The organism is Halovibrio sp. HP20-59, from assembly GCF_033052795.2.
Lineage (GTDB): Bacteria > Pseudomonadota > Gammaproteobacteria > Pseudomonadales > Halomonadaceae > Vreelandella.
Window position 1 is genome coordinate 74,295 of the sequence record NZ_JAWJUW020000014.1, and the last position, 25,066, is coordinate 99,360.

Genomic DNA, 25,066 nt, shown 5'->3' on the forward strand with positions numbered 1-25,066 from the left:
TAGCTGCAAGCTCGTCGTCGCAAGATGATTGTTGCAAAACAATCGCAAGCAAACATTGCGACAAGCTATGAGAAGAAAAGCCCCGCTATGGCGGGGCTTTTTTGTCGGTCAAATCTCTTTTCCTGCTATGGTTTTTGATTATTTAGGTTTTTCACTACGATAGTGAGCAAAGGCGATAGTAGCAAAAGTGTTGCATATTTAGGGCGGCGGAAGCGGCCGGGAGAATCCAATGCAGTTCCTCGATGAAGCCTCGATTATTGTTGAGGCAGGCAATGGCGGCAATGGCTGTCTGAGCTTTCGCCGCGAAAAATACGTGCCCAAAGGCGGTCCCGATGGGGGCGATGGCGGTCATGGGGGTAGCGTTTACTTAATCGGTGATGATGCGCTTAACACGCTGATCGATTTCAAGTTCCAGCGCTTCTATAAAGCTCAAAACGGCCAGGGTGGCATGGGCCGTCAAATGAGCGGTAAAGCGGGTGACGATCTGCACGTTAAAGTGCCGGTGGGCACCACGGTGATCGATGAAGATACCTTGGAAGTCATTGCCGATGTCACCGAGATCGGTCAGGTGGTGCTGGTAGGCCAAGGTGGTCGGCGGGGCTTGGGTAATATCCATTTTAAGTCTTCCACCAACCGTGCGCCGCGTCGTACCACGACCGGCACCGAAGGCGACCGCCGCAACCTGCGTTTGGAAATGAAGGTCATGGCTGATGTTGGCCTGCTGGGTATGCCCAACGCGGGTAAATCAACGCTGATTCGCTCGGTGTCTGCCGCCAAGCCTAAAGTTGCCAACTACCCGTTTACGACCTTAGTGCCCAACCTGGGCGTGGTAAAGCTGGGTATGCACGAGCACTTCGTGATGGCTGACGTGCCGGGGTTGATCGAAGGCGCTTCTGATGGCGCCGGTTTAGGGCTGCGCTTTTTGAAGCACCTAACCCGCACGCGATTATTGTTCCACGTGGTGGATGTTGCGCCGTTTGATGAGTCCGACCCGGTTGAAGCGGCCAAGGCGATTGTTCACGAGTTAGGGCAGTTCTCGCCGGCGCTTTCCGAGCGCCCGCGCTGGCTGGTGCTGAACAAGTTTGACCTTCTGCCGGAAGATGAGCGTGAAGAGCGCGCCCAGAAGATTATTCAGGCGCTGAACTGGGAAGGCCCGGTGTTCCGTATTTCGGCGATCAGCAGCGACGGCACCGACAAGCTGGTGCAGGCGGCTTACCGCTGGTTAACCGAGCAGCGTCGTCTCGAGCATGAAGATGAAGAGGCGTTGGCCCGCGAAGAAGAAATGCGCCGCCGCATGGAAGAAGAGTCGGTCGCGCGTACTGAAGCGCGCCTGGGCCGTCGGCGTAAGCGTGACGATGAAGATGACGAAGACTTCGACGACGATGATTACGACGTTGAAGTTGAATACGCCCCTTAGTGGTATTGAGTGGGTGCATTCAGTAGTAAGCTAAAAAGGGGCTGCGTTCGCGCGGCCCCTTTTATGGGCGTCTGATTGAGGTGGGTCGCATGGAAAGTAACGAGCAAATCCTAGGGCGCAACGCGCTCAGCCGTGCGCGGCGGGTCGTGGTGAAGATTGGTAGTGCGCTACTCACTAACGATGGCCGCGGTCTGGACGAAGCTGCCATTGGCCGCTGGGTGGACCAAATCGCCGCCTTGCACCAGCAAGGGATTGAGGTAGTGCTGGTTTCATCCGGCGCCGTGGCGGCTGGCATGGTGCGCCTTGGCTGGCAGGTGCGCCCCAGCGCCGTGCATGAACTGCAGGCGGCTGCGGCGGTAGGCCAAAATGGCCTGACCCAGTGCTACGAGCAGCACTTTGCCCGCCACGATATGCTCACCGCCCAGGTTTTGCTGACCCATGACGACCTTTCCAATCGCAAGCGCTACCTCAATGCCCTCTCTGCACTACGCACGCTGGTAGAGATGCGCGTGGTACCGGTGATCAATGAAAACGATACCGTGGTCACCGATGAGATTCGCTTTGGCGACAACGACACCCTGGGCGCGCTGGTTGCTAACCTATTGGAAGCGGACGCGCTGCTACTTTTGACCGACCAGGAAGGCCTGTTTGACGCCGACCCAAGGCACAACCCCAATGCGCAGATGATTGCCGAAGGGCGCGCCGACGACCCGCGCTTTGTCGCTGTCGCAGGCAGTGGTGGAGCACTGGGGCGGGGCGGTATGACCACTAAGGTCCGCGCGGCACAGTTGGCGGCGCGTTCTGGGGCGGTCACGGTGATTGCTAGCGGCCGTCAGCCTGACGTCATCAACCGGATAATGTCAGGAGAGGCGCTCGGCACCCTGCTGCGTCCTGACCAAGTGCCCATGGCGGCGCGCAAACGCTGGTTGGCGGGGCAGCTGCAAGTGCGCGGTACACTGGTGCTGGATGCTGGCGCGGTTAAAGTACTGCGCGATAAAGGCTCTAGCCTGTTGGCGGTCGGTGTGCGTGACGTCCAGGGCAGTTTTAAGCGCGGCGATATGGTGGTGTGTGTGGATGAGCAGGGCGCTTCCGTGGCCAAAGGCTTGGTGAATTACGGCGCCGATGAAGCACGCCAATTGGCAGGTCAGCCTAGCCACCAGATTGAAGCTATCCTCGGCTACGTGGAAGCCCACGAACTGATTCACCGCGATAACTTGGTCGTGGTGTAACCACCGCCGCCGTTAACAGAGCCCTGTTTAGCCTTCTATGGGAGGCAGGGGCACCTGGCGTGGCCATTGGTCGGGCACCAAGAAAAGCCGTTCATAACCTTTTTTATAGCTCTGTGTGCCGCCCTTTGCATCGTTTTGTTCATCGGCGAAATACAGCATGATTTGTTGCGCTGATTGCCACGTTTTTACCCTATCTATCACGGCGGGCAGCTGCTCCGCTAGCGGGCGAAAAGCGTCACGCGGCGGGGGCGCTAACCAATGGGGTTTGGCTAGCCACGCCACCCTGGGGCGTTCGGAAAAGCAAGACGCCAGGGCAGGCCAGTCGCTGACATAGCACCACCTTCCTCGACGATGGTCTGGCGTCGCGCCTTCCGGCGCTGGCAGCACCGCGTGCCAGGGGTAGTAAAGCACGCCGGGCATCGCCAGGCGCTGGGTTAGCTGATCAGCTAAATTAACATCAGTAGTGCCAATATCCCGCGGGGCAAGCCAATGGGTCAGCGTTTTCATCGCCAGCGCGGTGGTGGAAAGCGGTAGCTGATGGCGGCGCAGGTGAGCGCTTTTAATCGCTAGGCTGTCCAGTCCGCCGGGGCCAATCCAGCGGCTTTGGCTGGTCGGTGTGCCTGGCCCATCGGGCAACCCCAAGTAGAATTTAATCGCCACTTCCAAATGCACCGGCGCTGGATTGCAACGGGTACGATAGAGCATGTCCAGCTCGCCCAGGGTGTTACGTTGGCGCGCAATGCGCACATTACTGGCTAATAACCGCGTATTCGGCGCATGGTCTAACAGCGTGTGCCATAGGCGTTCATGGTAATGACCCATACGCGTGTTGCGGTGGCCGTTGAGAGCGGCTAACGGTGGTGGGCCAAGTTGACGCAGCCAGGTTAATAGCGTGCCCTGTAAGCCCAATTCTTGAAGCGAGGGGCGCCCGCCACAAGGAATGGGCGGCGGCAGCGTTATCAGGTCAGGTGTTGTCGCCAGCCAAGCCAAGTCACGCAGTACTGAATTGCCTAGCCCCGCTGTCGCCAGTGTTTCCGCCTCTCGTTCGCCATACACGCCTTCATCCGGCACGGCCTTCTCCTGTGCATGTTGATAAGGTCGCCACCCTGCGTCGGCGGCTAACTGCTACGCTTTACACACGTTATAAGGTTAATGCCTTAAAGTCCTGCTTAGGCCAAGGCAAAGGAGCGTGTTGAATGGGCAATACCAAAACGAAGATACCCCAGGTGGCGCAAAAGCCAATAGAAAAAACGGCAACGCAGGCGCTGACACCGGAAACCGGCGCGGCGCTGTTTGAGGATGCCCGTTCGCGGCTTGAAGATGTGTTCAAAGTGCTCGATATTCACCCTGACGCCCAAGCGCGGCTGATGCAGCCCAGCCTTTCGCTGCAGGTGAGCATTCCCGTACGGATGGACGATGGGCGCCTAAAAGCCTTTCCTGCATGGCGAGTACAATACGATACCAGCCTGGGGCCAGCCAAAGGCGGCGTACGCTTTCATCCCAATGTTAATCAGCATGAAGTCACCACGCTAAGCTTTTGGATGGCCGTGAAGTGCGCGGTTGTCGGCTTGCCCTTTGGTGGCGGTAAAGGCGGTGTCCAGGTGGATGCCAAGGCGCTGTCGTCGCTTGAGCGCGAGCGTCTGGCGCGGGGCTATATTCGCGGCATTGCCGACATTATGGGCCCCGACCGCGACATCCCCGCGCCAGACGTTAATACCGATGCCACGGTGATGGGCTGGATGATCGATGAATATGAACAAATCACCCGCGCTAAAGCGCCCGCGGCGATTACCGGTAAACCGATTTCCCTAGGCGGCTCGCCAGGGCGGGTTGCCGCCACCGGGCGGGGCGCGCTACAGGTGCTCGATTTGTGGGCAGAGCGCGCAGGGCGAAAACCCGAAAAGACCACCGTAGCGGTGCAGGGATTTGGCAACGCGGCTTATCATTTTGCCCGTTTAGCCAGCGACCAAGGCTACCGAGTGGTGGCGGTATCTGATTCTAGCGGTGCGCTTTGTAACGCTGACGGGCTGGATATTGAAGCGGTTAAGCAGGCCAAATCAAACAGCGGGAAAGTGACTGATAGCGATGCGGGTGACGCGATGGCGGGTGCCGAGCTGCTAGCGTTGAAGGTTGATGTATTAGCGCTGGCAGCGTTGGAAAATCAAATTCATGGCGACAATGTGGGCCAGGTAAACGCCAGCGCCATCTTAGAAATCGCCAATGGTCCACTGACCAGCGAGGCCGATGAGGTCCTTGCCCAGCACAACGTACCGGTGCTGCCCGACGTACTTGCCAACACGGGCGGGGTCATCGTTAGCTATTTTGAGTGGCTGCAAAACCGAGCCGGTGAGAAATGGAGCGAAGTACAGGTTAATGAGCGTTTGGACACCCTGCTTAGCGAAGAAACCAGCAAGGTGCTAGCGCGCGCAAAAGCCGAGGGCATTACCTACCGCCAAAGCGCCTATCGCCAGGGCATTGAGCGAATTGCCGAAGCAATCACGGTGCGGGGCAATTGCCAGGACAGCCGATAGAACGTTCATCATGTTAACCTACCGCCTCAACCGCAGCGGGCTCCCCCATTGGGAGTCCGCTGCGCGGCTTGACGTCAAGCAACCTGACTTAAATGCCTGACGAGCACCGCAAACGCTATCGCCAGATAAGAGCAAGATTTTTACCAGTGAGTTCAGCCCTGGCGCGTGCTTGAGCGGCGCATGAGTGCGTATGCAGTTTGGTCGTGAGTGAAAGTGTAGTGGTGGCACTGCCTGTGATAGCGCGTAATCGTCGTGCATAACCAATGGAGACCGCACTGAATGAATCGCACCGATACGTTGCCTGATATAGTCGCCGGCCCCCTGTTAAGACGCATCAGCACTACACGGCTGGTACTGTGGCTCGTCGCCACTCGGCCACTGAACATGACCTTGGTGCTGCGCCCTGGGCACGCCGACAGCCAGTCAATCGGCTTAGCGCATCACCAGCAGTGTATTCCCATCGGTCGGCGGGCTTTTATCTACCTAATCGATTGCGAGCTTGGCAATTGTGAGCTTGAGTCAGCGCTGCCCTTTGATGAGCGCATTGAGTACGACCTGCAGGTAGAAACAGCGCAGGGCGAGTGGCGCTCGCTGCCCGAGTGGGCGCCTTGGCTCTGCTATGATGGCACTGCTTATCCTGCCTTTGTGATTGCATCGCGCCATCACCGTTTAATGCACGGTTCCTGCCGCAAGCCCCACCACGACAGCGCCGATGGCCTGGTACGCGCCGACAGTTGGCTGGCTGAGCAGCAGTCAGCGCCCACCGAATGGCCCGCCTGGCTGCTGATGACCGGCGACCAGGTGTACGCCGACGATGTAGCTGGGCCGATGCTGCGCGCCGTGCACGCGTTGATTGAGCGGCTTGGGCTGGTGGATGAGTGGCTGGAAGGCGCGACTGTTGACGATAGCCAGGCACTCTACCGCTCCCCGGATAGCTACTACCGGCGAGGGTCGCTACTGCCGGATGTGACCAGCAACGCGGCGCTGCGCGAACGCTTTTTTGGTGGTGTTAAAAAGCCGGTGTTTACCTCGGCGAACGCCCATAACCATTTGATGACGCTGTCCGAAATGCTCGCCATGTACTGTCTGGTGTGGTCGCCGGTGCCCTGGCAAGTGATTGCCCCTGAAGCGCCTGCCTTGGCTGAAAAAGATGCCGTACTCTATCGTCAGGAGCAGGCGGTAATCGATACTTTCGCTGAAGGCTTGCCCCAATGCGCTCGAGTAATGGCGCACCTGCCCAGCCTGATGATCTTCGATGACCACGACGTTACCGACGACTGGAACCTAACCGCTGACTGGGAGCGTGCCGCCTACGGCCACCCGTTCTCTAAGCGTATTATTGGTAACGCTTTGGTAGCCTATCTGCTCTGCCAAGCCTGGGGTAACGATCCGGATAAATTGAACGCGTTAGTCCATCATGCCTCGACCCTGCTGGGTAATGGCGACCAACCGCTGGCCTGCGCTGAGCAGGATGGGTTGATTGAGCGACTGCTGCGTTTTCAGGGTTGGGAGTTTCAGGTGCCCGGCACCCCGGCACTGATCGTGCTGGATACCCGCACTCGCCGTTGGCGCAGCGAACGCAACCCAAAACGTCCCTCAGGGCTCATGGATTGGGAAGCGCTGATGGAAATGCAGCAGGCGCTGCTGGGCGCTAAAAGCGCGGTGATTATTTCCCCCGCGCCGATGTTCGGCGTCAAGTTGATTGAGGGAATCCAAAAGCTGTTTACCCTGGTCGGTAAGCCACTGATGGTGGATGCCGAAAACTGGATGGCGCACCGCGGCGCTGCTAATACACTGCTGCAAATTTGGCGGCACTCCAAAACGCCGGGCAACTATGTGATTTTGTCCGGAGATGTGCACTACTCGTTTGTCTACGACATTGTGGTGCGCCATCAGCGTGGTTCTCCCCATCTGTGGCAGATCACCTCAAGCGGGATCAAAAACACCTTTCCCAAAAACCTGCTCAATACCTTTGATCGCCTTAACCGCTGGCTTTACGCGCCGTGGTCGCCCTTAAACTGGTTTACCAAGCGCCGCCAGTTGAGCATTCACCCCCGCGACCCTGACCGTGCCAGCGCCGGCGAGCGGTTATGGAACGCCAGCGGCATTGGCTTAGTGACGCTGGATGAAAAAGGCCATCCTACGGATATCCGCCAGCTCGACGCCGACGGTAGCGAGGTGGTCTTTCCTCCGCCTGACGACCTACCGCCGCGTTAGGCTCACTTACCCCTTTCAGGGGGCCTTTCTTGGCGCTTGACGGCTTTGAGTTTGTTTTACGGTTAACGTCCTTTTCGATTGCACTCTCCGTTTTGCAATTGCCCCGCCTGGGTGTACTACGCTAATAGCAAGGATCAAAAGCAGGCAATTCATTCAGGTTTAACACACCCTTGTTTTTCAGCAGTGTCAAGAGGGCGAAGCTATGGCAAAGGAGCGCGAACAGCACACTTATACACAGCGTCGTAAGGCGATGGTGACGCGCCACATCGCCCAACGAGGTATCACCTCATCGGTGGTGCTTAACGCCATGGGGAAGGTGCCCCGAGAAGCCTTTCTTTCTCCCTCTATGCGTGAGTTCGCCTATGAGGACTCGCCCTTGCCGATTAACGAGCAGCAAACCATTTCCCAGCCATACATCGTGGCTTACATGGTGGACGCGCTGCAGCTCACTGGGGGAGGGAATCTGCTGGAGGTAGGCACCGGATCAGGTTACGCCGCTGCGGTATTGGGCGAAATCGGCGATCATGTGGTGACTATTGAGCGTTATGAAACCCTGGCTGACAGTGCTCGCGAGGTGCTCGGCTCGCTTGGCTATGACAATGTTGAGGTGGTGCATGGCGATGGCACACTGGGCTGGCCTGCCCAGGCGCCCTATGATGCCATTATCGTGGCCGCCGGTGGGCCTGAGGTGCCTGAGTCGCTCAAACAGCAGTTGGCGATTGGCGGACGCTTGGTTATTCCCATCAGCGCCAGCCAAACTGAGCAAGCGCTGATTCGTGTGACCCGGGTGTCGGAGCACGAATTTCGCGAAGAGCACCTGACCGAGGTGCGCTTTGTGCCGTTGGTGGGCGAGGCTGGCTGGGAAGATCGCCACGGCCAGCACGCCGACAAGCGTGCCCCTGTCGCCAGAGCAGTCACACAACGTCCTTCTCGCGGGGCGAGCTCGATGCGTACCAGTGAGTTGATAGCCGAGGCCGCCGATCCCATCGACGATATTGATGAGGGCAATATTGATCGTCTGCTGGAACGCATCGGCGATTCACGCGTGGTGCTGATTGGCGAAGCGTCCCACGGCACGTCTGAGTTTTACCGTTTTCGTGCCCGTATTACCCGAGCGCTTATTGAGAAGAAGGGCTTCGACTTTGTCGCAGTGGAGGCCGACTGGCCCGATGCCAGCCGAATCGATCACTACGTGCGCCACCTGGCAACGCCGCCAGCGGAGTGGACAGCTTTTGCTCGTTTTCCCACCTGGATGTGGCGGAATGAAGAAGTGCGCAGCTTTGTTGACTGGCTGCGTGAACATAACGCGAGCATCCATGACCCCGAAAAGCGCGTTGCTTTTTACGGCCTGGATCTTTATAGCCTGTTTACCTCAATTAGCGCCGTGCTTGATTACCTTGATGAGGTGGATCCTCAGGCGGCAGCGACAGCCCGGGAACGCTATGGCTGTCTTACTCCGTGGCAATCCGATCCCGCTACCTATGGCCGTGCGGCCGCCGCCGGGCGCTATCGCGAGTGTGAGGAAGACGTGGTGGCCATTTTGGTGGCGTTGATCAATAAGCGTATGGAGTACGCTCAGCAGGATGGAGAGCGTTTTATGGACGCCGTACACAACGCGCGACTTATCGCCAATGCCGAGCGTTACTATCGCAGTATGTACAGCGGATACAGCGATTCCTGGAACCTGCGTGATCAGCACATGTTCGATACCCTTGATAGCCTGCTTAGCCATGGGAGCCGCAGCACCAAGGCAGTGATCTGGGAACACAACTCCCATATCGGCGATGCCAGCGCCACCGATATGAGTGCGCGTGGCCAACATAACGTGGGTCAGCTGTGTCGTGAGGCCTACGGCGATGATGCCTACTTGATTGGTTTTGGCACCCACAGTGGCACGGTAGCTGCCGCCTCTAACTGGGACGAGCCGATGGAGGTCAAGCAGGTAAGGCCTTCTCTGCACGATAGCTGGGAGCGGCTTTTCCACGACGCAGGGATGCCTGCCTGTCTATTGCCCCTGCGTCATCCGGCGTCGCGGGAACTGGATAAACGTATGCACGAAACCTATCTAGAGAGGGCCATCGGCGTGATTTACCGCCCCGAAACCGAGCGGGCGAGTCACTACTTTAAGGCGCGCTTGGCGGATCAGTTTGACGAGTACGTGTGGATTGACCAAACCCGTGCCGTGACCCCACTGGAGAGTAAAACGCTTGACGGGGTGCCGGACGCCTACCCTTTCGGTCTATAAACGTAGCGTCAAATAATCTCCCCCTTGCTTCTAAGAGGGGGAGTATAAGCACCTGTCTATGCAGGTATTGTCATGATAGCGTCATAAAAAAGTCGCAGGCTGGTAATTTAGCAACAACCCCAGGGACGGTGGTACATCATTGGCACCACCGCTGCATTGGGTGGCAAAATAGGGTTGTAGGTAAATGACCGCACAAGAAGCACAGTGGCTGAACAAAATTATTGCGGCAGAAGAGCTGTATGTACTGTTTCAGCCCATCGTAGATGCTAACCAGCAAGCGATTTATGGTTACGAGGCACTGATTCGAGGGCCTAAAACCTCGCCGCTGCACTCTCCGCTACGGCTGTTTGAAGTCGCCACCCAGGCCGGGAAGCTAGTCGAGTTAGATCTACTCTGCCGCCGGCTGGCCATTAACCGCTTTGCCGCGCTGGATTTGCCCGGCCTACTGTTTCTGAACGTGATGCCGCTGACCATCGTCGAGCGTGATTTTCGCGAGGGGCTAACGCTAGGTTTTATCCGCGACAGTGGGCTACCCCCTGAGCGGGTGGTGATTGAGCTTACCGAGCACGTGCCGATCCATGACTATGAGCTGATGCGCCAAGCGGTGGATCACTACCGCACAATGGGCTTTCAGGTGGCGCTGGATGATCTCGGTGCAGGGCATTCAAGTCTTCGCCACTGGTCGGAGCTGCGCCCCGATTTCGTTAAGCTCGACCGGCACTTTATTTCCGGCATCGACCAGGATCCTGCCAAGCGAGAGTTCCTGCGCTCGATTCTCGATGTGGCGCGTAGCCTGGACTGCCAAGTGATCGCCGAAGGCATAGAAACAGCCGCTGAGCACCTTTGCCTGTGGGAACTCGACCGCGGGCTTGCGCTGCTACAAGGCTTCTATTTTGCCCGTCCCAGCCACCAGCCGCCTTTGCAGCTCGATATGCTGCTGCCTGCCACCCAGTTAAAAAGCCCCGCTGGCCGCACTGCGCGCTCTATTTTGCGCACTATCGACGCCATCACAACGAACTGTTCAGTGCCGTCTATCTCCGAGCAATTTCGTCAACAGCCTAGCTTGCGCTGCGTGGCCGTGCTGGAGCAGGGTAAGCCTGTGGCGGTGGTGCGCAATGCGTTTTTAACCCTGTTTACCAACCCCTATAGCCACGCCCTGTATGCCAAACGCCGCGTGCTAGACGTGGCCGATGCACGCATGCTGGTGGCCGAAGCGGATACCCCCTTGGAGGTGTTGAGTCAGCAGTTGACCGATAGCCGGGATATTGAGCAGGAGGATTTTGTCATCGTTAACGCTACCGGTGACTACCTGGGGATGGGCAATATCGTTGACTTGTTGCGTGAAATCACCGCGATTCAGGTGCGCCAAGCGAGGCATGCCAACCCACTGACAGGCCTGCCGGGCAATATTCTGATTAATGAAACCCTGGCCGCCTATGTGGCCGCTGAGCAGGGTTTTGCTGCCGCCTACGTGGACTTAGATAACTTTAAAGCCTTTAATGATGCCTACGGCTACGCCCGAGGTGATCACATCATTATTTCGCTATCGCGGCTGCTGCAAGCACAGGTAGAGAACGTCGGGGGCTTTATCGGCCATATTGGCGGCGATGATTTTATGATGTTACTGCCGCTTGAGCATTGGGAAAGTGTTTGTCAGCAAATTTTGCACTCATTCGAAATCATGGCGCCGGGCTTCTATGAAGAGGCTGACCGCCTTCAGGGTGGGATTAACGTCGAAAACCGACAAAATAGACGGACGTTTTTCCCTTTTGTTAGCGTCTCAATTGCGGTGAAGCCCATCCCTGATACCACCAGCTGTCAATCGCTGGATATCGCAGGCGAACTTTCTGAATTGAAACACCAAGCTAAAAAAATGCCTGGCAACAGTTTGTTTGTGGATCGTCGCAGCGGCTGTTCAGCCCCCGGCTTAGGGCAAGGTGACGCGCACTCCGTCACTCAACCTTCATAAAGACGTCACCCAGCGGTCATGAGAGTGTCTCGGCGTTGTCATCTGAAGTCGTCAGGATGTTGTTACCTTCTAACAACGCCTCAGGTGACCCAATGCAGTTTCTATCTCTGACGTCTCTTTCGCTTCCGCGGACCCTGATCAGTGCCGCCGTTGCGGGTGCTTTTGCCTTGGCTGCGGTGAACGCCTCTGCGGACCTGTCCTCGCGCTATGTGGACAACGACGGCGACATGGTCGCCGATGTGCCCAGCGATGAATCTGAGCGGGTAGACCCGGACACGTTAGTATTTGCTTATACGCCGGTAGAAGACCCCGCAGTTTATGCCGATGTCTGGTCAGACTTTCTTGACCATCTGAGCGAAGCGACCGGCAAAAACGTACAGTTTTTCCCGGTGCAGTCCAACGCTGCCCAGCAAGAAGCGCTGCGCGCTGGCCGTCTACACGTTGCTGGTTTTAATACCGGCGGCGTACCGGTAGCGGTTAACTGCGGTGGCTTCCGTCCCTTTGCCATGATGGCCGCCGAAGATGGCAGCTTTGGCTACGAAATGGAGATCATCACCTACCCCGGCAGCGGCATTGAAACCGTTGAAGACCTGGAAGGTCGCCAGTTAGCGTTTACCTCCGAGACCTCCAATTCTGGCTTCCGCGCGCCTTCCGCGCTGCTGCGTTCAGAGTACGGCATGGAAGCGGGCGAAGACTTCGAGACAGCGTTCTCCGGCTCCCACGACAACTCCATTCTAGGCGTGGTCAACGAAGACTACGACGCGGCGGCGATTGCTAACTCCGTGGCCCGCCGTATGCTGGCGCGGGATGTTATTCAAGAGGACGATTACGAGGTGATCTACACCTCCGATACCTTCCCGACCACCGCTTACGGGCTGGCGCACAACCTCGACCCTGAGCTGGCCGAAACGATCCAAGACGCCTTCTTCAGCTACGACTGGGAAGGCACGGCGCTAGAGGAAGAGTTCGCCAACTCCGGCGAATCGCAGTTTATCCCGATTACCTACGAGGACAACTGGTCGGTGATTCGCACGATTGCCGATGCCAATGGCGTGACCTACGACTGCGATTAACCAATCGATTATCAGCCGTTATTCGGCCAGGAGGGCTTACCTTCTGGCCGTTTCGCTATACATACGAGGTAGAACGATGTTGACACTTAGTGGCGTAGGCAAGCGCTACCCCACCGGGGATCGAGCGCTGACGGATATCGAACTCACGTTGCCCAAGGGCCAGGTGATGGCGCTGATTGGGCCCTCCGGCGCGGGTAAAAGCACGCTGATTCGCTGTGTGAACCGGCTGGTTGAACCCACCCAGGGCAGCATTCGCCTTGAAGATACCGAAATCACCAAGCTCTCAGGGCATAAGCTGCGTCACGCCCGGCGCTCCATGGGAATGATTTTCCAAGAGTATGCGCTGGTAGACCGCCTAACCGTGATGGAGAACGTGCTCTCGGGCCAGCTTGGTTACGTGGGCTTTTGGCGCAGCTTCCTGCGCCGCTACCCACAGGAGGCCGTGGTCGAAGCGTTTAGGCTGCTTGAGCGGGTAGGGCTGACCCATGCCATTGATAAGCGTGCCGATGCCCTCTCAGGCGGTCAGCGGCAGCGGGTGGGTATCGCCAGGGCGCTACTGCAAAGCCCTAAGCTGTTGCTGGTGGACGAGCCCACCGCCAGCCTTGACCCAAAAACGTCACGCCAAATCATGCGCTTGATTCGCGAGCTATGCGCCGAGCGCGAACTGGCGGCGATCATCAATATTCACGATGTAGCGCTGGCCCAACAGTTTGCTGACCGCATTGTCGGCCTGCGGGCGGGTGAAATCGTCTTTGATGGCCTTCCCAGCGAACTCACCAGCGAGATCCTCACCACGATCTACGGTGAAGAGGATTGGGACGCCACGCCTGAGCCAATGGACGATAACGTCAGCGGTGATAAGGCTACTCACAGTGCTCCCATTAATCCTCCTTACGCACGGGTGACGTCATCAATTGAAGCGGGAGCGGCACGATGAGCGAGCAGGCACGCCAGCAGGCGGCGCAGCGCGGCCAGTGGCGGCGGCTGCCAATGATTGAAAACCCACGCTTACGCTGGGGGCTTGCCATCGGCGCCGTGGTGTATCTGTTTTTAGCGCTTGCTTCGGTAGAGGTGAACTGGGACCGGGTAGCGGAAGGCGCGGGCCGGGCGGTTAATTTTTTAGGCGCCTTTATGCGGCCTGACTTTGCCAGCCGCTACGACGATATTGTCGCGGGCCTGCTGGAAAGCTTGACCATGACGCTCACCTCCACGGTACTGGGTGTGCTGCTGGCGATCCCCGTGGGCTTAGGGGCCGCGCGCAATATCTCACCACTACCGATCTACTTTGTGTGTCGCGCGATCATCGCCGTTTCGCGCACGTTTCAAGAGATCATCATTGCGATTCTGTTTGTGGTGATGTTCGGCTTTGGGCCCTTTGCGGGCATGATTACCTTGGCCTTCGCGACGATTGGCTTTATGGCCAAGCTGCTGGCGGAAGACATTGAAGACTTGGATTGGCGTCAGGTAGAAGCGGTACGCGCCACGGGCGCCAGTTGGTGGCAGACCATGAATCACGCTGTGCAGCCCCAGGTAATGCCGCGTTTGATTGGGCTTTCCATGTACCGTCTGGATATCAATTTCCGCGAGTCCTCGGTGATTGGCATTGTGGGAGCAGGCGGTATCGGCGCCACGCTGAACACCTCGCTGAGCCGCTATGAGTACGACACATCCGCGGCGATTCTGCTGATCATCATCGCCATCGTGCTGCTGTGCGAGTACAGCTCAAGCCATGTTCGCCGTTGGACCCAGTAAGCCTGGCCTCGTAATTCTGGAGAACTGTTATGCCCGTATCTACGATCTCTCAGGGTCAGCCGGTTTGGCGGCGGCGCACCACCCGCGCTCAATGGTTGCAGTACCTGGCTTGGCTGGCGGGCGTTAGCCTGTTTCTGCTTTGCTGGAAGATGATTTCCGACAACACCATGTGGGTGTTTGTGGAAGATGCCGGTCGCCAGGGGGCGGATCTGATTGGCCGCATGACGCCTCCTGAGTGGAGCTACGCCAACGTGCTCTGGAAGCCCATGTGGGACACTATCAATATCGCCACGTTGGGCACCGCGTTAGGGATTATGATGGCGTTTCCGGTGGCTTTTTTAGCCGCCCGTAACACGACGCCACATCCGCTGGTGCGCAGCTTGGCGCTGATGGTGATCGTTTCATCGCGGTCCATTAACTCGCTGATTTGGGCGATGCTGCTGGTGACTATCCTCGGCCCCGGCGTGCTGGCGGGGATTATCGCCATTGCTCTGCGCTCCATAGGCTTTGTGGGCAAGCTGCTTTACGAAGCGATTGAAGAGATCCATCCCACCCCCGTTGAGGCGATTAGCGCTACCGGCGCAAGCCGGCTACAGGTGATGAACTACGGGGTGCTGCCCCAGGTGATGCCTGCGTTTGCGGGGATTAGCGTCTACCGCTGGGACATTAATATTCGTGAATCGACGGTGTTGGGCTTGGTCGGTGCCGGCGGTATAGGTCTGCAGTTGAATGCCTCGATTAACAGCCTCGCCTGGGATCAGGTCAGCGTCATTTTTATCATGATTTTCGCCACCGTGCTAGTGTCCGAGTGGGTGTCTGCACGGGTGCGCCACGCGATTATTTAACGGAACTATTTAACTGAGTTAGCCGCCCAGGAGGCGAGTATGCGTTTTCCCGAAGCGGAGATCACAACGATTGATTTACTGCGTCATGGTGAGCCAGTAGGGGGGGCGTATGCTCCGCGGCTCCACCGACCATCCGCTGAGTGAAACCGGCTGGCAGCAGCTGTTAAGTAATCCGCCTGGCAAGCATGTGCTGGTAGTAGCGCATCTGTTTGTCTGCAATGGCCTGCTACGTCAGGTGATCAAGCAGCCGCTTTCGCGAGTACTGGCAATGGATTTACCCTACGCGGCAATGAGCCGGGTGCGACATGAGCGCCATGCGCTTGGTGAAACCAGCTTTGTCGAGTGGATCGGCCGTTAACCATTGGCGGCTAGGCATGCTTTGCGCCATCATGAAGGCACGTTGATTTATTGGAGCAGTTGTCCATGCAATTGGCTCGCCTGTGGCCTCTATCTTACGGGTTAGCACCTTCTGGAAGGTGGTTGCTTACCTGCCTGTTACTACTGGTGCTAGCGGGTTGTGCCAGCCGCGACCTTACCCCCATAGAGGCGCCTCCTAACCGCGCAGGACTCTCTATGGAGCGTGCGCTGATTCTCTCCCATGCCCAGCAGGCCATTGGCACACCGTATCGTTTTGGGGGAAATACGCCGGATGGTCTGGACTGCTCTGGCTTGGTGGAAATGACCTACCGGGCGGCGGGCATTCGCGTTCCGCGTACCGCCGATGCGCAGTTTCGCGCCTTGCCCCAGGTGAAAACCCCACGCCCTGGTGACCTGCTTTTCTTTGGCGACCATCGCAAAGCTACCCACGTAGGAATTTATCGTGGCAACGGCCAAATGATTCATGCGCCTGGCAATGGCCGTGCAGTAGTCAGCGTGCCGTTAGAGATCGATTACTGGCAGGCGCGTTTTTTGGGTGCCGCTAGTCCAGCGCCTTAACTTATTTCCTCATCAGCCGATAAGGTACTTTGCAGTACAAAGTACTTACGCCGTAATAGGGTGTTATGATGCTTAGCCAAGTTACTACTTTCATAATGATGGCGCTATGCACCTAATAACTGCTTATAACGACGGCTCTATAGCGATATCCCAATAGCGATATCTCAATAACAATGACGAGGAGAGCAGAGACGTATGTATCGATCCTTGAAGATCCAAAAGGAACAGTCTTTGTCTCAACAGTCGTCCCAGCCAATCCTTCCTCTGCCTCGCTCTAATGCGATGCCGGCCGTTTCGACTAGGCATACAGCGTCTCCCTCTAACTCTGTATTTTGCTATGCCAACGAAGCGATCATTATTACCGATGCGGAAAATCGGGTAGTGGAAGTGAACCCTGCTTTTTGCGAGCTAACAGGGTTTATGCTAGGCGATGTGCAAGGCAAAACCCCCGAAGCCTTCAGTATTTTGCCATTGGACAATAGCCGTTCCACGCGCTTGATGCGCGAACAGCTCCAATTACGTGATCGTAGTAAAAGCCAAGTGAGCTATCGCAGTCATGATGGCCAGTTTTATCCCGGTATGATGTCGATTAATCGTGTGCGTGATGAGCAAGGCAAGGTCAATCACCATGTGATTGTGTTGGCTGATCTCTCGGTCATTCCAGCCCATGCGCGTCATCTCAATCGTGAAGTTTATTTTGACGCTTTGACGGGGCTGCCTAATCTGCACCTGCTGACGCAATTGATCCAGGAGTCGATGCAGCACGCAGACACACAGCAGCTGCCACTGGCAGTGTGTTCGCTGGATATCGACTTTTTCAAAAACATTAATGACCGCTTAGGCGCTGAAGTCGGCGATGCTTTGCTGTCTAGCTTTGCCCAGCGGATAAGCCATCTGCTATTTGGCGACGATGTGTTAGCGCGGGTGGGGGGCGATGAGTTTGTACTGCTACTGCACCACGGCGTTGACGATGCATTTTTTGAGCAGTTGATGACCTCTATACGTCAGCCGCTGACGGTTGATGGTCAGAGTGTCTACTTAACGGCTAGCCTGGGGGTAACGCTCTACCCAAACGATCTTGTTCAAGGCGATATCCTGCTACGTCATGCCAATCAGGCGATGTACCGCGCTAAGCAGCGCGGCCGCGATACGTTTCACCTTTTCGATCCTAACCACGACCGCTTGCTACAGGTGCACCATGAGCAACGGCAGCGTTTTATTGACGCCCTCAATAACAACGAACTGTGTCTCTATTATCAGCCCCAGGTTAATATGCGCAGTGGCTGTGTGATCGGCGTGGAGGCACTGATTCGTTGGCAGCATCCTGACGATGGCCTGCTTTCGCCAGCGCAATTTTTACCCATTATCGATACCACGCCGTTGGAAGTGGATCTTGGTGAGTGGGTCATTGAGCGAGCGCTGCGTCAGTTGAGTGAATGGCAAGCACAAGGCATCGAGCTGCCGATCAATGTGAATATAAGCCCCACGCATTTGTTGGCGAGTGATTTTAGCCAGCGGTTGGGCGAGTTACTGGCACGCCACCCGGATGTGCCGCCCGCAATGCTAAAACTTGAAGTGTTAGAGAGCGCAGCGATGCACGATGTACAGGCCGCCTTGCAAAACATGGCGCTCTGTCAGGTGCTTGGCGTAAGCTTTGCCATCGATGACTTTGGTACCGGGTTTTCGTCGTTAACCCACTTGCGCCAACTGCCGGTTAACCTGATCAAAATTGACCAGAGCTTTGTCCGCGATATGCTTAGCGATCAGGACGATATGGCGATTGTGGAGAGTGTTATTTACATGGCCAACCGCTTTAAGCGGCCTATGTTGGCCGAAGGTGTGGAAACGTTAGACCATGCCAAAGCCTTGATGGCCCTAGGGTGCGATTTGGCCCAAGGCTATGGCATTGCACGACCGATGCCCGCCGAGGCGCTACCGGCTTGGCTGGCGAATTGGCCGATGCGTGAAGAGTGGTGTTCCCTGGGGCGCGAACTCCATTAAGCGGCCTGCTCATCTGTTGGTGGTTCACCCGTTGATGGCGCCGTTGCTGATGAAGATACTGCACCGGCGTTGCGTGCCTGCTCCATTTCACTACGCTGCATGGACGCGTCCAGTTTGGCTTCTAGCAGATACTGTCGCGCCTGGGCCGCGACTTGATAATCTGTTGGCGATGGGTCCGCCGGCGCCATTGCGGCCGCTATGACGGTTTGCATTTTCTCGATAGTGGCTTGGGGGTCATTGGGCACCGGGCCATAATCAATCGGCACCTCGCCTGCGACCGCGTAGCGCTTGCCATCGGGGCCGACTTCATACTCGTAGCTGGCGCCGCCCGTATAGGCACCGCCTACTGTTTGGTGCGCCATCTCGTGCTGGCGAACTTCTCGGTCGGTCTGTTTAAGCTGGTCGAGTAGCTGAATCTCTTCCGGCGCCATGGGCGTGCCGTCTGCCCGTTTGGGGCCAGCAGCGTCGCTGCTCTGTTCGCTAGTGCTGGTAGCGTTGGGGTCATCGGAAGTCGTGGTATCTTCTTCAGGCGCACGGCTCTTTGCTGCTTGCTCAACACGCGGTGACATCGTGTTCACTGCAGGCGACGCCCATGCAGTGAGAGAAACGCTGCTGCTAATGGAAGAAACGGCCATAGATAGTTACCGACGAAGTAGGAGTTGAGATACTATTTAGTATTAGCGAGTTAGTATTGTTGAGTTAGTATTAGCGAGTAAGGCCCGTAGCGCAAGTCAACGCTTTGCGTTTCGCTGCCTATAGCGTTAACCCGTCACTATAGTGCTTCACCATGCCCACCATTGATGTCGTTATCAAACTTACCTATGACGAATGCTTAGCGCACTATGAGGGACGTATCGCGAATGTGCGAGCGCGCAGTGTGGATGGACGCTGGGTGATATTTCCTGCAGAAGCGATTCGCCGAGTGGTGAACCGACAAGGCGTGCATGGTATTTACCGGTTAAGTTTTTCTGATCAGGGCCGATTTATCACTATCGAGTCCTTAACTAAAAGTTGATCTGTATATGCACCACAATGAAGCATCCGCCACTTTGAATGAACTAATTTATTCCGTTATTCCCAATTTAGACAGCGCTGAAAAGTTAGTCATCACGACCTTAGAGGGCATGACCGAAGCGGCGACCACCCCGTTGGATATACTTAAACGCACTGATCAACGTAAAGCCTTTGAGCTAGAGATCCATCGTATTAGGCTCAACCTGGAACACTTGCTGAACCGCTACCGGAGTGAGGTAGACGCCATTCTCCACTCTGAGGGCGAGCATCAAGGGCCAGTGGTGGTGCCAGATGCTCAAGAAGCCGATGCAATACGCAGCGCCGTAGATATTTATCAGCAGGTACGTGCTTTTCAGCGTGGCGAGCGGCGAAGCCCTATTCCAGGGCGTTAAGTCGCGGTGTGCCAATCACCTTAGCTTAAAAATTTACTCCATGGCATCAACATTGCTTGTATAATGTGGTAATTGGACTTTCAGGCTTACCCGCTTGAAAGCAAACAGCCTGCCTACCCGGCCAAGGCTGTCGACACATTAGGAGATATACCATGTCTACCTCCCCCGTCACGTTAATGGTGGCTAGGCGCGTTGAGCGCGGCCGCTACCTGGATTTTAATCGTTGGCTTAACGAAGGGCGCGAGCTGGCGGCTGATTTCGCGGGCTACTTGGGCTCTGGCGTACTTTCCCCGCCAGCCGACGACGATGAATATCAGATTATTTTCCGCTTTAGCAGTAGTGAAACGTTAGCCGCCTGGGAGCACTCTGCCTCGCGCCATGCATGGCTTGCGCGCGGCAAAGGCTTGTATGAGGCGCCCCATGAGCACCGGGCTACCGGGCTCGATGCCTGGTTTCAAACCGGCAGTGGCGCGCCGCCGCGCTGGAAACAAGCCGTGGCCGTCTGGTTGGCTTTTTTTCCTATCTCGCTAATCTTCCAGCTTGTATTTGGTGGCGTACTGGCCGATTGGGCATTAGTGCCTCGGGTAGTGGTGAGCACCTTGATGCTAACCCCGGTGATGGTGTGTGTATTTATACCGCTTTCGATGCGCTTATTGGCCCCGTGGCTACAAGGTCGATGGTCGCCGCTGGATGTATTGGCGCGCTGGCGCCAAACATATCGATCATGATAACGCTTGGTTTGAGATAGGCACGTTCATGGGCTCATCGCTGCGATGCTGCTAGTCTTAGTCGACTGACGCTACTCAATGCGTATTGATAAGATCAAATATTAGTAAGACTAAGCTCGTTGTGTCGCAGGAAAGGATAGCCGCCGCCAGTGCAACGCTGGCGGCAACTTAGCCCTTATGGAGTGTTTATGATCCACGTTCATCATTTGGAAAAGTCACGTTCGCATCGCATCTTATGGCTACTTGAAGCCCTCGAGTTGGACTACGAGCTGGTTGTGTATCAGCGCGATGAAAAGACTCAACAAGCGCCGGCATCGCTGAAAAAAATCCACCCGTTGGGTAAATCGCCGGTTATCACTGATGGTGACGTTACCGTGGCCGAATCCGGGGCCATCATTGACTACCTCCTTCAGCGTTATGGTCAAGGCCGGTTGCAGCCAGCGCCAGACGATAGGCAGGCGTGGGTGGACTATCGCTACTGGCTCCATTACGGCGAAGGCTCATTGATGCCGCTGTTGGTGATGCAGCTGGTTTTTAGTCAGATCCCCAAGCAGTCGCCGTTGCTTATTAAGCCGATAGCTAAAGGCATCAGTGATACGGTGAGTAAGCGTTTCCTAACCCCGCAGATTTCCCAGCACCTTAGCTTCATTAACGATCACTTGTCGGCGCACGACAATTTTGCCGGGCCATGGCCCAGTGGTGCTGATATTCAAATGAGCTTTCCATTGCACGCGGTCGCGGCCGTTCACTCGCTGGAGAAATACCCTGCCATTGCCCGCTTTGTATCCCGCATAGAACAAGATGCGGCGTGGCAACGAGTGGTCAAGCGAGCAGGGCCGCTGACCATGCCGGGGCAGTAAACAGTCGGCATATTGACGCCAGTTAAAAGTCAATCCCCCTTCCAGCAAGCTGAAAGGGGGAGAGGTAGGCCGCTGCTAAGGTGGCTGTTTTAACTGAACAGCCCTAGCTAAGCTGGCTTAGCTGAAGAGTGCAAAGCTGTCGGCATTAAGCCACATATGCACCAAAATGCTGGCGATGTAGCCGAGCAATATCACCGGCGACCAGCGCAAGTGGCCCATAAAGGTATAGGAACCTCTCGCTTGCCCCATCACTGCCACACCGGCCGCTGAGCCAATCGATAGCAAACTGCCCCCGACCCCGGCGGTTAAGGTAATCAGCAGCCATTGGCCATGGGACATATCTGGCTCCATGGTGAGTACAGCAAACATCACTGGGATGTTATCCACCACAGCGGAAACGATCCCCAATACGATGTTGGCCGCGGTGGCGTTCCATCCGGTATACAACGCTTCTGACAGCAGGCCGAGATAGCCCATGAACCCAAGCCCGCCAACGCACATCACCACCCCGTAGAAGAACAGCAATGTGTCCCACTCGGCGCGCGCTACGCGGTTAAACACATCAAAAGGCACCACGCTACCCAGCTGTTGAAGTTTGCGTTCATCCCCCCGGCGACTGTAGCGCTCACGCTTACGCTCTAAGGAACGGGGCAGGCTGCGGCGCAGGTAGTAACCAAAGAACTGCAAATAGCCGAGTCCGGTCATCATGCCCAGCACCGGTGGCAGATGAAGCACCACGTGGCACAACACAGCGGTCACGATCGTCAGTAAAAACAGCCCCACAATGCGCCTAGCGCCGCGCTTCATCCAAACGTCCTCATGCACGCTGGCGGGCTTTTCATCCTTGATGAACAGGCTCATGATCGCTGCGGGTATTAAGAAGTTGACCAGGGCAGGGAAGAACAGAATAAAGAAATCCTGGAAGGCGACCATACCCGCTTGCCACACCATCAAGGTGGTTATATCGCCAAACGGACTAAACGCGCCCCCCGCGTTAGCGGCAACGACGATATTGATGCAGGCTAAGTTAATATACCGCTGGTTGCCTTCGGCTACTTTGGTCACCACGGCGCACATCAGTAGTGCGGTGGTGAGGTTGTCAGCAATCGGAGAAAGAACAAAGGCGAGACCACCGGTCAGCCAGAATAGCGTTCGGTAGTTGAATCCTTTGCGCAGCATCCAGGAGCGCAGCGCATCAAAGACCCGGCGCTCTTCCATGGCATTGATGTAGGTCATGGCCACCAGCAAGAACAGCATCAGCTCGGTGAACTCTAGCAGCGTGACCCGGAACGCGTACTCGGACGCTTCCGACATCCCGTTTTGGACATACACCCAGCCGATGAGGCCCCAAATGATACCGGCGGCGACTAGCACCGGTTTCGACTTGCGCATGTGAATCTTTTCTTCCGCCATGACTAATGCATACGCCATGACGAAAATCGCCACAGCGAAAAAGCCAACCGCAGAGGTGGTTAAATCTAATTCACCGGTGACCGCAAATGCATGGGGACTGACGCCTAGTAGTAAGGCCGCTAACAAAAAAAGCCAGCGACGATACAATCGAGGCTGGCGAGAGGGTTGGCACAACGTAGGCATGTGACGTTCTTCCTCAGGGTTAAGTTGTCAGGAGTCGTGTAAAAACGCGTGTATTTTATCAGTCTATAAGATGTCGCAATACCTTATAAAACCGAACGAAAGTAGTTCTTCTTAGCGTAATGGCATCTTTTTTTAATAAATTAATCTTTTAGGTAATGGTAACTTTAGCCGGAATAGTTATGCCCGGAAGCTAATGTAATCAGCCAATATGCGACTAACGAAGAATAGCGTTATTGATAAAAGTTAATATTTTATATAGTAATTCACTAATATTGCCGGTTTTAAGAAACGCCTTAAGACTTTTGGGTAAAGTTTGTACGTAAAGTGGGCAGGCGTAACCAGTTTTCGGGCAGAGCCTAAAAAATCGTAAAGCTTAACGCTATATAAGCCACATAACCTGCGAGCAACGCGATACCCTCCCAACGCGCTAAACGCATGCCGGTATACAAAAATACGACCAGAAGTCCCGCGGCTCCTAGCATTACCCACTGGTCAAACATCGCCACGCGTGGCGCTAGGGGGAGCGGTTGTAGAAAGGCGGAGATGCCCAGAATGGCTAGCAGGTTAAAAATATTGCTGCCTAGAATATTGCCCACGGCGACATCCGCATGACGGCGCAGCGCGGCAATAACCGACACGGCCATCTCCGGCAGTGACGTGCCGACAGCGACGATGGTTAAGCCGATCACCGCCTCGGAAATGCCCATGGCCTGGGCCAAGCCAATGGCGCCGTATAAAAGTAGCTGCGACCCGCCAATCAGCATGCCCAAACCAATCACTAACGCTACGGCGATCATCCAGCCTGTAGTGGGGAGTTTGGTCATCTCCTCGGCTTCTGAAACGTGCATTTCTGCCGCGGGAATGTGCTGACGGCTTTCGCTTACATATGCCCAAGCAAGATAGCCAACGAGACACGCTAAGAATATCCCTGCATCGACGCGCCCTAGCGCACCCCCGAATGAGAGTCCAATAAACAACAGGCTGGCCAGCACCACGACAAGGCCATCACGGCGTAGCGCTAAGGGTTGAACCGCCATCGGGCAAATAATAGCGCACATACCCAGAATCAATAAAATATTGCCGATATTGCTGCCCACAATGTTGCCTATAGCAATATCCGGCTGCTGATTAATCGCGGCATCAATGGAAACGACCAGCTCAGGGGCCGAGGTGCCAAAGCCAACTACCACAAGCCCTGTGAGTAGCGGCGAGACGCCAACCCTTCGTGCGCCAGCCACCGCGCCGCGGATAAGTGATTCCCCTCCGAGGGTCAAAAGGGCGATACCTGCCAATAAACTAAGCCCGTATAGCATTTTAAAACCTCTTGCAAAGTGCTCGCCAGGCCGCGAATGAAGCAGATTTTTGCCGGGCAAGTAAAGCGCGCTAGGCGGTCGCATTAGTAGCGCCTAGCTCATTGGCAAGATTAAGGCTATTTTTGCGAATTTGCGCGATTTTAAACGACTAAAATAGGTAGGCTGAGAAATTAATAAAACAAAGGCTTTGACCTGCTGCTGCCTACGTGGCAGGATGGGCGAAGTTAGTAAGTTAGCAAGCAAGCATGGTTCCAGAAACATTCGAATTCTTTCGGTAGTCTGTAATTGTATTCCTTGTTCTACTCACTATTTTTCTGGGTAATTCCAGGTATTTTACAATTCGCGACTCGCGAAAAGGATTCATATTATGACAACTGGCACAGTTAAGTGGTTTAACGATTCTAAAGGTTTTGGCTTTATCGCACCGTCTGACGGCAGCGACGACGTCTTTGCCCATTTCTCTGAAATTCAGTCTGACGGTTTTAAAACCCTTCCAGAAGGCGCTAACGTTTCTTTTGACGTTACCCAGGGTCAGAAAGGCCTTCAAGCTTCAAACATTAAGTTGCTTTCTTGATCCTAACTGTTATTTAAACAGTGATCAATTGAGTAATCGGATCTAATCAATCCGATGATCGAGCCCCGCCTTGGCGGGGCTCGATGCGTTTGTGCCTGCTATTTTTTTCATTTAACCCCCTCTCTCTTGCGAGAGCCAAGTAGTTACTTATCTTGTCGATATAAGGGATTGAAGCGCCCGGCTGGAACCAGAATAGGCTTGCTAAATGTTATGTTATAAAGTATCTTTTTTAGGAGCTGCATTATTTTGCAACCGGCAAAAGGAGAGATCAGACATGACAGCATTGCCACTTAAAGGCTGACGGATCCCCACGAAGTTGATGCTATTCATCATGTAACGCTTGATAAGTCGCTTCTTCACGCAGGGCTTCCTGA

The 25,066-nt window shown here is 55.7% G+C and carries 21 protein-coding genes and 1 pseudogene; 18 read left to right on the forward strand and 4 right to left on the reverse strand.

What is annotated here, in order from left to right; translation table 11 throughout:
* Positions 1–229: 229 nt before the first annotated feature.
* Positions 230–1,417 (forward strand): Obg family GTPase CgtA, encoded by a 1,188-nt coding sequence (gene cgtA, locus RZA33_RS15040; RefSeq protein WP_317508523.1) that lies wholly within the window; start codon positions 230–232, stop codon positions 1,415–1,417.
* A gap of 89 nt (positions 1,418–1,506) precedes the next feature.
* The gene (gene proB / locus RZA33_RS15045; RefSeq protein ID WP_317508524.1) at positions 1,507–2,646 is read left to right on the forward strand and encodes a glutamate 5-kinase; all 1,140 of its coding nucleotides are present in this window, start codon (positions 1,507–1,509) and stop codon (positions 2,644–2,646) included.
* Between the two features lie 27 nt (positions 2,647–2,673).
* Here proB and RZA33_RS15050 read toward each other — a convergent pair whose 3' ends face one another.
* On the reverse strand, positions 2,674–3,717 hold the full coding sequence (locus RZA33_RS15050; protein ID WP_416337873.1) for a DUF1853 family protein: 1,044 nt from the start codon (positions 3,715–3,717) through the stop codon (positions 2,674–2,676).
* Between the two features lie 125 nt (positions 3,718–3,842).
* Here RZA33_RS15050 and RZA33_RS15055 point away from each other — a divergent pair, with 125 nt between their 5' ends.
* The 11 genes and pseudogenes from RZA33_RS15055 (at position 3,843) to RZA33_RS15105 (ending at position 18,215) form a co-directional block, all read left to right on the forward strand.
* Complete coding sequence (locus RZA33_RS15055; RefSeq protein ID WP_317508525.1) at positions 3,843–5,177, forward strand: Glu/Leu/Phe/Val dehydrogenase; 1,335 nt, start codon at positions 3,843–3,845, stop codon at positions 5,175–5,177.
* A 279-nt stretch (positions 5,178–5,456) separates the two neighbouring features.
* Positions 5,457–7,394 carry an alkaline phosphatase family protein gene (locus RZA33_RS15060; RefSeq protein ID WP_317508526.1) on the forward strand — a complete coding sequence of 646 codons (1,938 nt, stop codon included), beginning with the start codon at positions 5,457–5,459 and terminating at the stop codon, positions 7,392–7,394.
* Positions 7,395–7,596: 202 nt separating this feature from the next.
* Positions 7,597–9,639 carry a protein-L-isoaspartate(D-aspartate) O-methyltransferase gene (locus RZA33_RS15065; RefSeq protein ID WP_317508527.1) on the forward strand — a complete coding sequence of 681 codons (2,043 nt, stop codon included), beginning with the start codon at positions 7,597–7,599 and terminating at the stop codon, positions 9,637–9,639.
* Between the two features lie 184 nt (positions 9,640–9,823).
* Positions 9,824–11,608, forward strand: coding sequence for a bifunctional diguanylate cyclase/phosphodiesterase (locus RZA33_RS15070; protein WP_317508529.1), 1,785 nt, complete (start codon positions 9,824–9,826; stop codon positions 11,606–11,608).
* A gap of 92 nt (positions 11,609–11,700) precedes the next feature.
* Positions 11,701–12,681, forward strand: a complete 981-nt coding sequence (gene phnD / locus RZA33_RS15075) for a phosphate/phosphite/phosphonate ABC transporter substrate-binding protein (RefSeq protein WP_317508530.1) — start codon at positions 11,701–11,703, stop codon at positions 12,679–12,681.
* A 76-nt stretch (positions 12,682–12,757) separates the two neighbouring features.
* Positions 12,758–13,618: a phosphonate ABC transporter ATP-binding protein gene (phnC, locus tag RZA33_RS15080; RefSeq protein ID WP_317508531.1), complete on the forward strand. Its 861-nt coding sequence runs from the start codon at positions 12,758–12,760 to the stop codon at positions 13,616–13,618.
* Positions 13,615–14,433 carry a phosphonate ABC transporter, permease protein PhnE gene (gene phnE, locus RZA33_RS15085; RefSeq protein WP_317508532.1) on the forward strand — a complete coding sequence of 273 codons (819 nt, stop codon included), beginning with the start codon at positions 13,615–13,617 and terminating at the stop codon, positions 14,431–14,433. Before phnC ends, phnE (RZA33_RS15085) begins: the two co-directional genes overlap by 4 nt.
* Before the next feature lie 29 nt (positions 14,434–14,462).
* On the forward strand, positions 14,463–15,278 hold the full coding sequence (phnE, locus tag RZA33_RS15090) for a phosphonate ABC transporter, permease protein PhnE (RefSeq protein WP_317508533.1): 816 nt from the start codon (positions 14,463–14,465) through the stop codon (positions 15,276–15,278).
* A gap of 39 nt (positions 15,279–15,317) precedes the next feature.
* Positions 15,318–15,636 (forward strand): annotated as a pseudogene (locus RZA33_RS15095) (histidine phosphatase family protein).
* Positions 15,637–15,701: 65 nt separating this feature from the next.
* Positions 15,702–16,214, forward strand: coding sequence for a C40 family peptidase (locus tag RZA33_RS15100; protein ID WP_317508534.1), 513 nt, complete (start codon positions 15,702–15,704; stop codon positions 16,212–16,214).
* Positions 16,215–16,496: 282 nt separating this feature from the next.
* Positions 16,497–18,215 (forward strand): putative bifunctional diguanylate cyclase/phosphodiesterase, encoded by a 1,719-nt coding sequence (locus RZA33_RS15105; RefSeq protein WP_317508543.1) that lies wholly within the window; start codon positions 16,497–16,499, stop codon positions 18,213–18,215.
* Here the strand turns inward: RZA33_RS15105 and RZA33_RS15110 are convergent.
* Positions 18,212–18,850 (reverse strand): putative metalloprotease CJM1_0395 family protein, encoded by a 639-nt coding sequence (locus tag RZA33_RS15110; protein ID WP_317508535.1) that lies wholly within the window; start codon positions 18,848–18,850, stop codon positions 18,212–18,214. The two genes, RZA33_RS15105 and RZA33_RS15110, sit on opposite strands and share 4 nt — an antisense overlap.
* Before the next feature lie 152 nt (positions 18,851–19,002).
* Here RZA33_RS15110 and RZA33_RS15115 point away from each other — a divergent pair, with 152 nt between their 5' ends.
* From RZA33_RS15115 to RZA33_RS15130, 4 genes are all read left to right on the forward strand, one after another.
* Positions 19,003–19,230, forward strand: coding sequence for a DUF2835 family protein (locus RZA33_RS15115; RefSeq protein ID WP_317508536.1), 228 nt, complete (start codon positions 19,003–19,005; stop codon positions 19,228–19,230).
* Between the two features lie 7 nt (positions 19,231–19,237).
* Positions 19,238–19,621 carry a hypothetical protein gene (locus RZA33_RS15120; protein WP_322976218.1) on the forward strand — a complete coding sequence of 128 codons (384 nt, stop codon included), beginning with the start codon at positions 19,238–19,240 and terminating at the stop codon, positions 19,619–19,621.
* A gap of 152 nt (positions 19,622–19,773) precedes the next feature.
* Positions 19,774–20,349: an antibiotic biosynthesis monooxygenase gene (locus RZA33_RS15125; RefSeq protein ID WP_317508538.1), complete on the forward strand. Its 576-nt coding sequence runs from the start codon at positions 19,774–19,776 to the stop codon at positions 20,347–20,349.
* Between the two features lie 188 nt (positions 20,350–20,537).
* Positions 20,538–21,209: a glutathione S-transferase gene (locus tag RZA33_RS15130; RefSeq protein WP_317508539.1), complete on the forward strand. Its 672-nt coding sequence runs from the start codon at positions 20,538–20,540 to the stop codon at positions 21,207–21,209.
* A 117-nt stretch (positions 21,210–21,326) separates the two neighbouring features.
* Here RZA33_RS15130 and nhaD read toward each other — a convergent pair whose 3' ends face one another.
* Together nhaD and RZA33_RS15140 are read right to left on the reverse strand one after the other, a co-directional pair.
* Entirely contained in the window at positions 21,327–22,805 is a 1,479-nt protein-coding gene (gene nhaD / locus RZA33_RS15135; RefSeq protein WP_317508540.1) for a sodium:proton antiporter NhaD, read from the reverse strand.
* Between the two features lie 356 nt (positions 22,806–23,161).
* Positions 23,162–24,118 (reverse strand): calcium/sodium antiporter, encoded by a 957-nt coding sequence (locus RZA33_RS15140; protein WP_317508544.1) that lies wholly within the window; start codon positions 24,116–24,118, stop codon positions 23,162–23,164.
* 367 nt (positions 24,119–24,485) lie between these two features.
* Here RZA33_RS15140 and RZA33_RS15145 point away from each other — a divergent pair, with 367 nt between their 5' ends.
* Positions 24,486–24,692, forward strand: coding sequence for a cold-shock protein (locus RZA33_RS15145; RefSeq protein ID WP_146874379.1), 207 nt, complete (start codon positions 24,486–24,488; stop codon positions 24,690–24,692).
* Positions 24,693–25,066: the final 374 nt, after the last annotated feature.

Excerpts from the sequence above, each read along its gene's own strand:
- RZA33_RS15105 (WP_317508543.1), top strand. The coding sequence starts at position 16,497 with ATGCCGGCCGTTTCGACTAGGCATACAGCGTCTCCCTCTAACTCTGTA.
- RZA33_RS15110 (WP_317508535.1), bottom strand. The coding sequence starts at position 18,850 with ATGGCCGTTTCTTCCATTAGCAGCAGCGTTTCTCTCACTGCATGGGCG.
- RZA33_RS15060 (WP_317508526.1), top strand. The coding sequence starts at position 5,457 with ATGAATCGCACCGATACGTTGCCTGATATAGTCGCCGGCCCCCTGTTA.
- RZA33_RS15055 (WP_317508525.1), top strand. The coding sequence starts at position 3,843 with ATGGGCAATACCAAAACGAAGATACCCCAGGTGGCGCAAAAGCCAATA.
- RZA33_RS15145 (WP_146874379.1), top strand. The coding sequence starts at position 24,486 with ATGACAACTGGCACAGTTAAGTGGTTTAACGATTCTAAAGGTTTTGGC.
- phnD (WP_317508530.1), top strand. The coding sequence starts at position 11,701 with ATGCAGTTTCTATCTCTGACGTCTCTTTCGCTTCCGCGGACCCTGATC.
- RZA33_RS15125 (WP_317508538.1), top strand. The coding sequence starts at position 19,774 with ATGTCTACCTCCCCCGTCACGTTAATGGTGGCTAGGCGCGTTGAGCGC.
- phnE (WP_317508533.1), top strand. The coding sequence starts at position 14,463 with ATGCCCGTATCTACGATCTCTCAGGGTCAGCCGGTTTGGCGGCGGCGC.
- RZA33_RS15120 (WP_322976218.1), top strand. The coding sequence starts at position 19,238 with ATGCACCACAATGAAGCATCCGCCACTTTGAATGAACTAATTTATTCC.
- phnC (WP_317508531.1), top strand. The coding sequence starts at position 12,758 with ATGTTGACACTTAGTGGCGTAGGCAAGCGCTACCCCACCGGGGATCGA.
- phnE (WP_317508532.1), top strand. The coding sequence starts at position 13,615 with ATGAGCGAGCAGGCACGCCAGCAGGCGGCGCAGCGCGGCCAGTGGCGG.
- RZA33_RS15100 (WP_317508534.1), top strand. The coding sequence starts at position 15,702 with ATGCAATTGGCTCGCCTGTGGCCTCTATCTTACGGGTTAGCACCTTCT.
- nhaD (WP_317508540.1), bottom strand. The coding sequence starts at position 22,805 with ATGCCTACGTTGTGCCAACCCTCTCGCCAGCCTCGATTGTATCGTCGC.
- RZA33_RS15130 (WP_317508539.1), top strand. The coding sequence starts at position 20,538 with ATGATCCACGTTCATCATTTGGAAAAGTCACGTTCGCATCGCATCTTA.
- cgtA (WP_317508523.1), top strand. The coding sequence starts at position 230 with ATGCAGTTCCTCGATGAAGCCTCGATTATTGTTGAGGCAGGCAATGGC.
- RZA33_RS15065 (WP_317508527.1), top strand. The coding sequence starts at position 7,597 with ATGGCAAAGGAGCGCGAACAGCACACTTATACACAGCGTCGTAAGGCG.
- RZA33_RS15140 (WP_317508544.1), bottom strand. The coding sequence starts at position 24,118 with ATGCTATACGGGCTTAGTTTATTGGCAGGTATCGCCCTTTTGACCCTC.
- RZA33_RS15115 (WP_317508536.1), top strand. The coding sequence starts at position 19,003 with ATGCCCACCATTGATGTCGTTATCAAACTTACCTATGACGAATGCTTA.
- proB (WP_317508524.1), top strand. The coding sequence starts at position 1,507 with ATGGAAAGTAACGAGCAAATCCTAGGGCGCAACGCGCTCAGCCGTGCG.
- RZA33_RS15070 (WP_317508529.1), top strand. The coding sequence starts at position 9,824 with ATGACCGCACAAGAAGCACAGTGGCTGAACAAAATTATTGCGGCAGAA.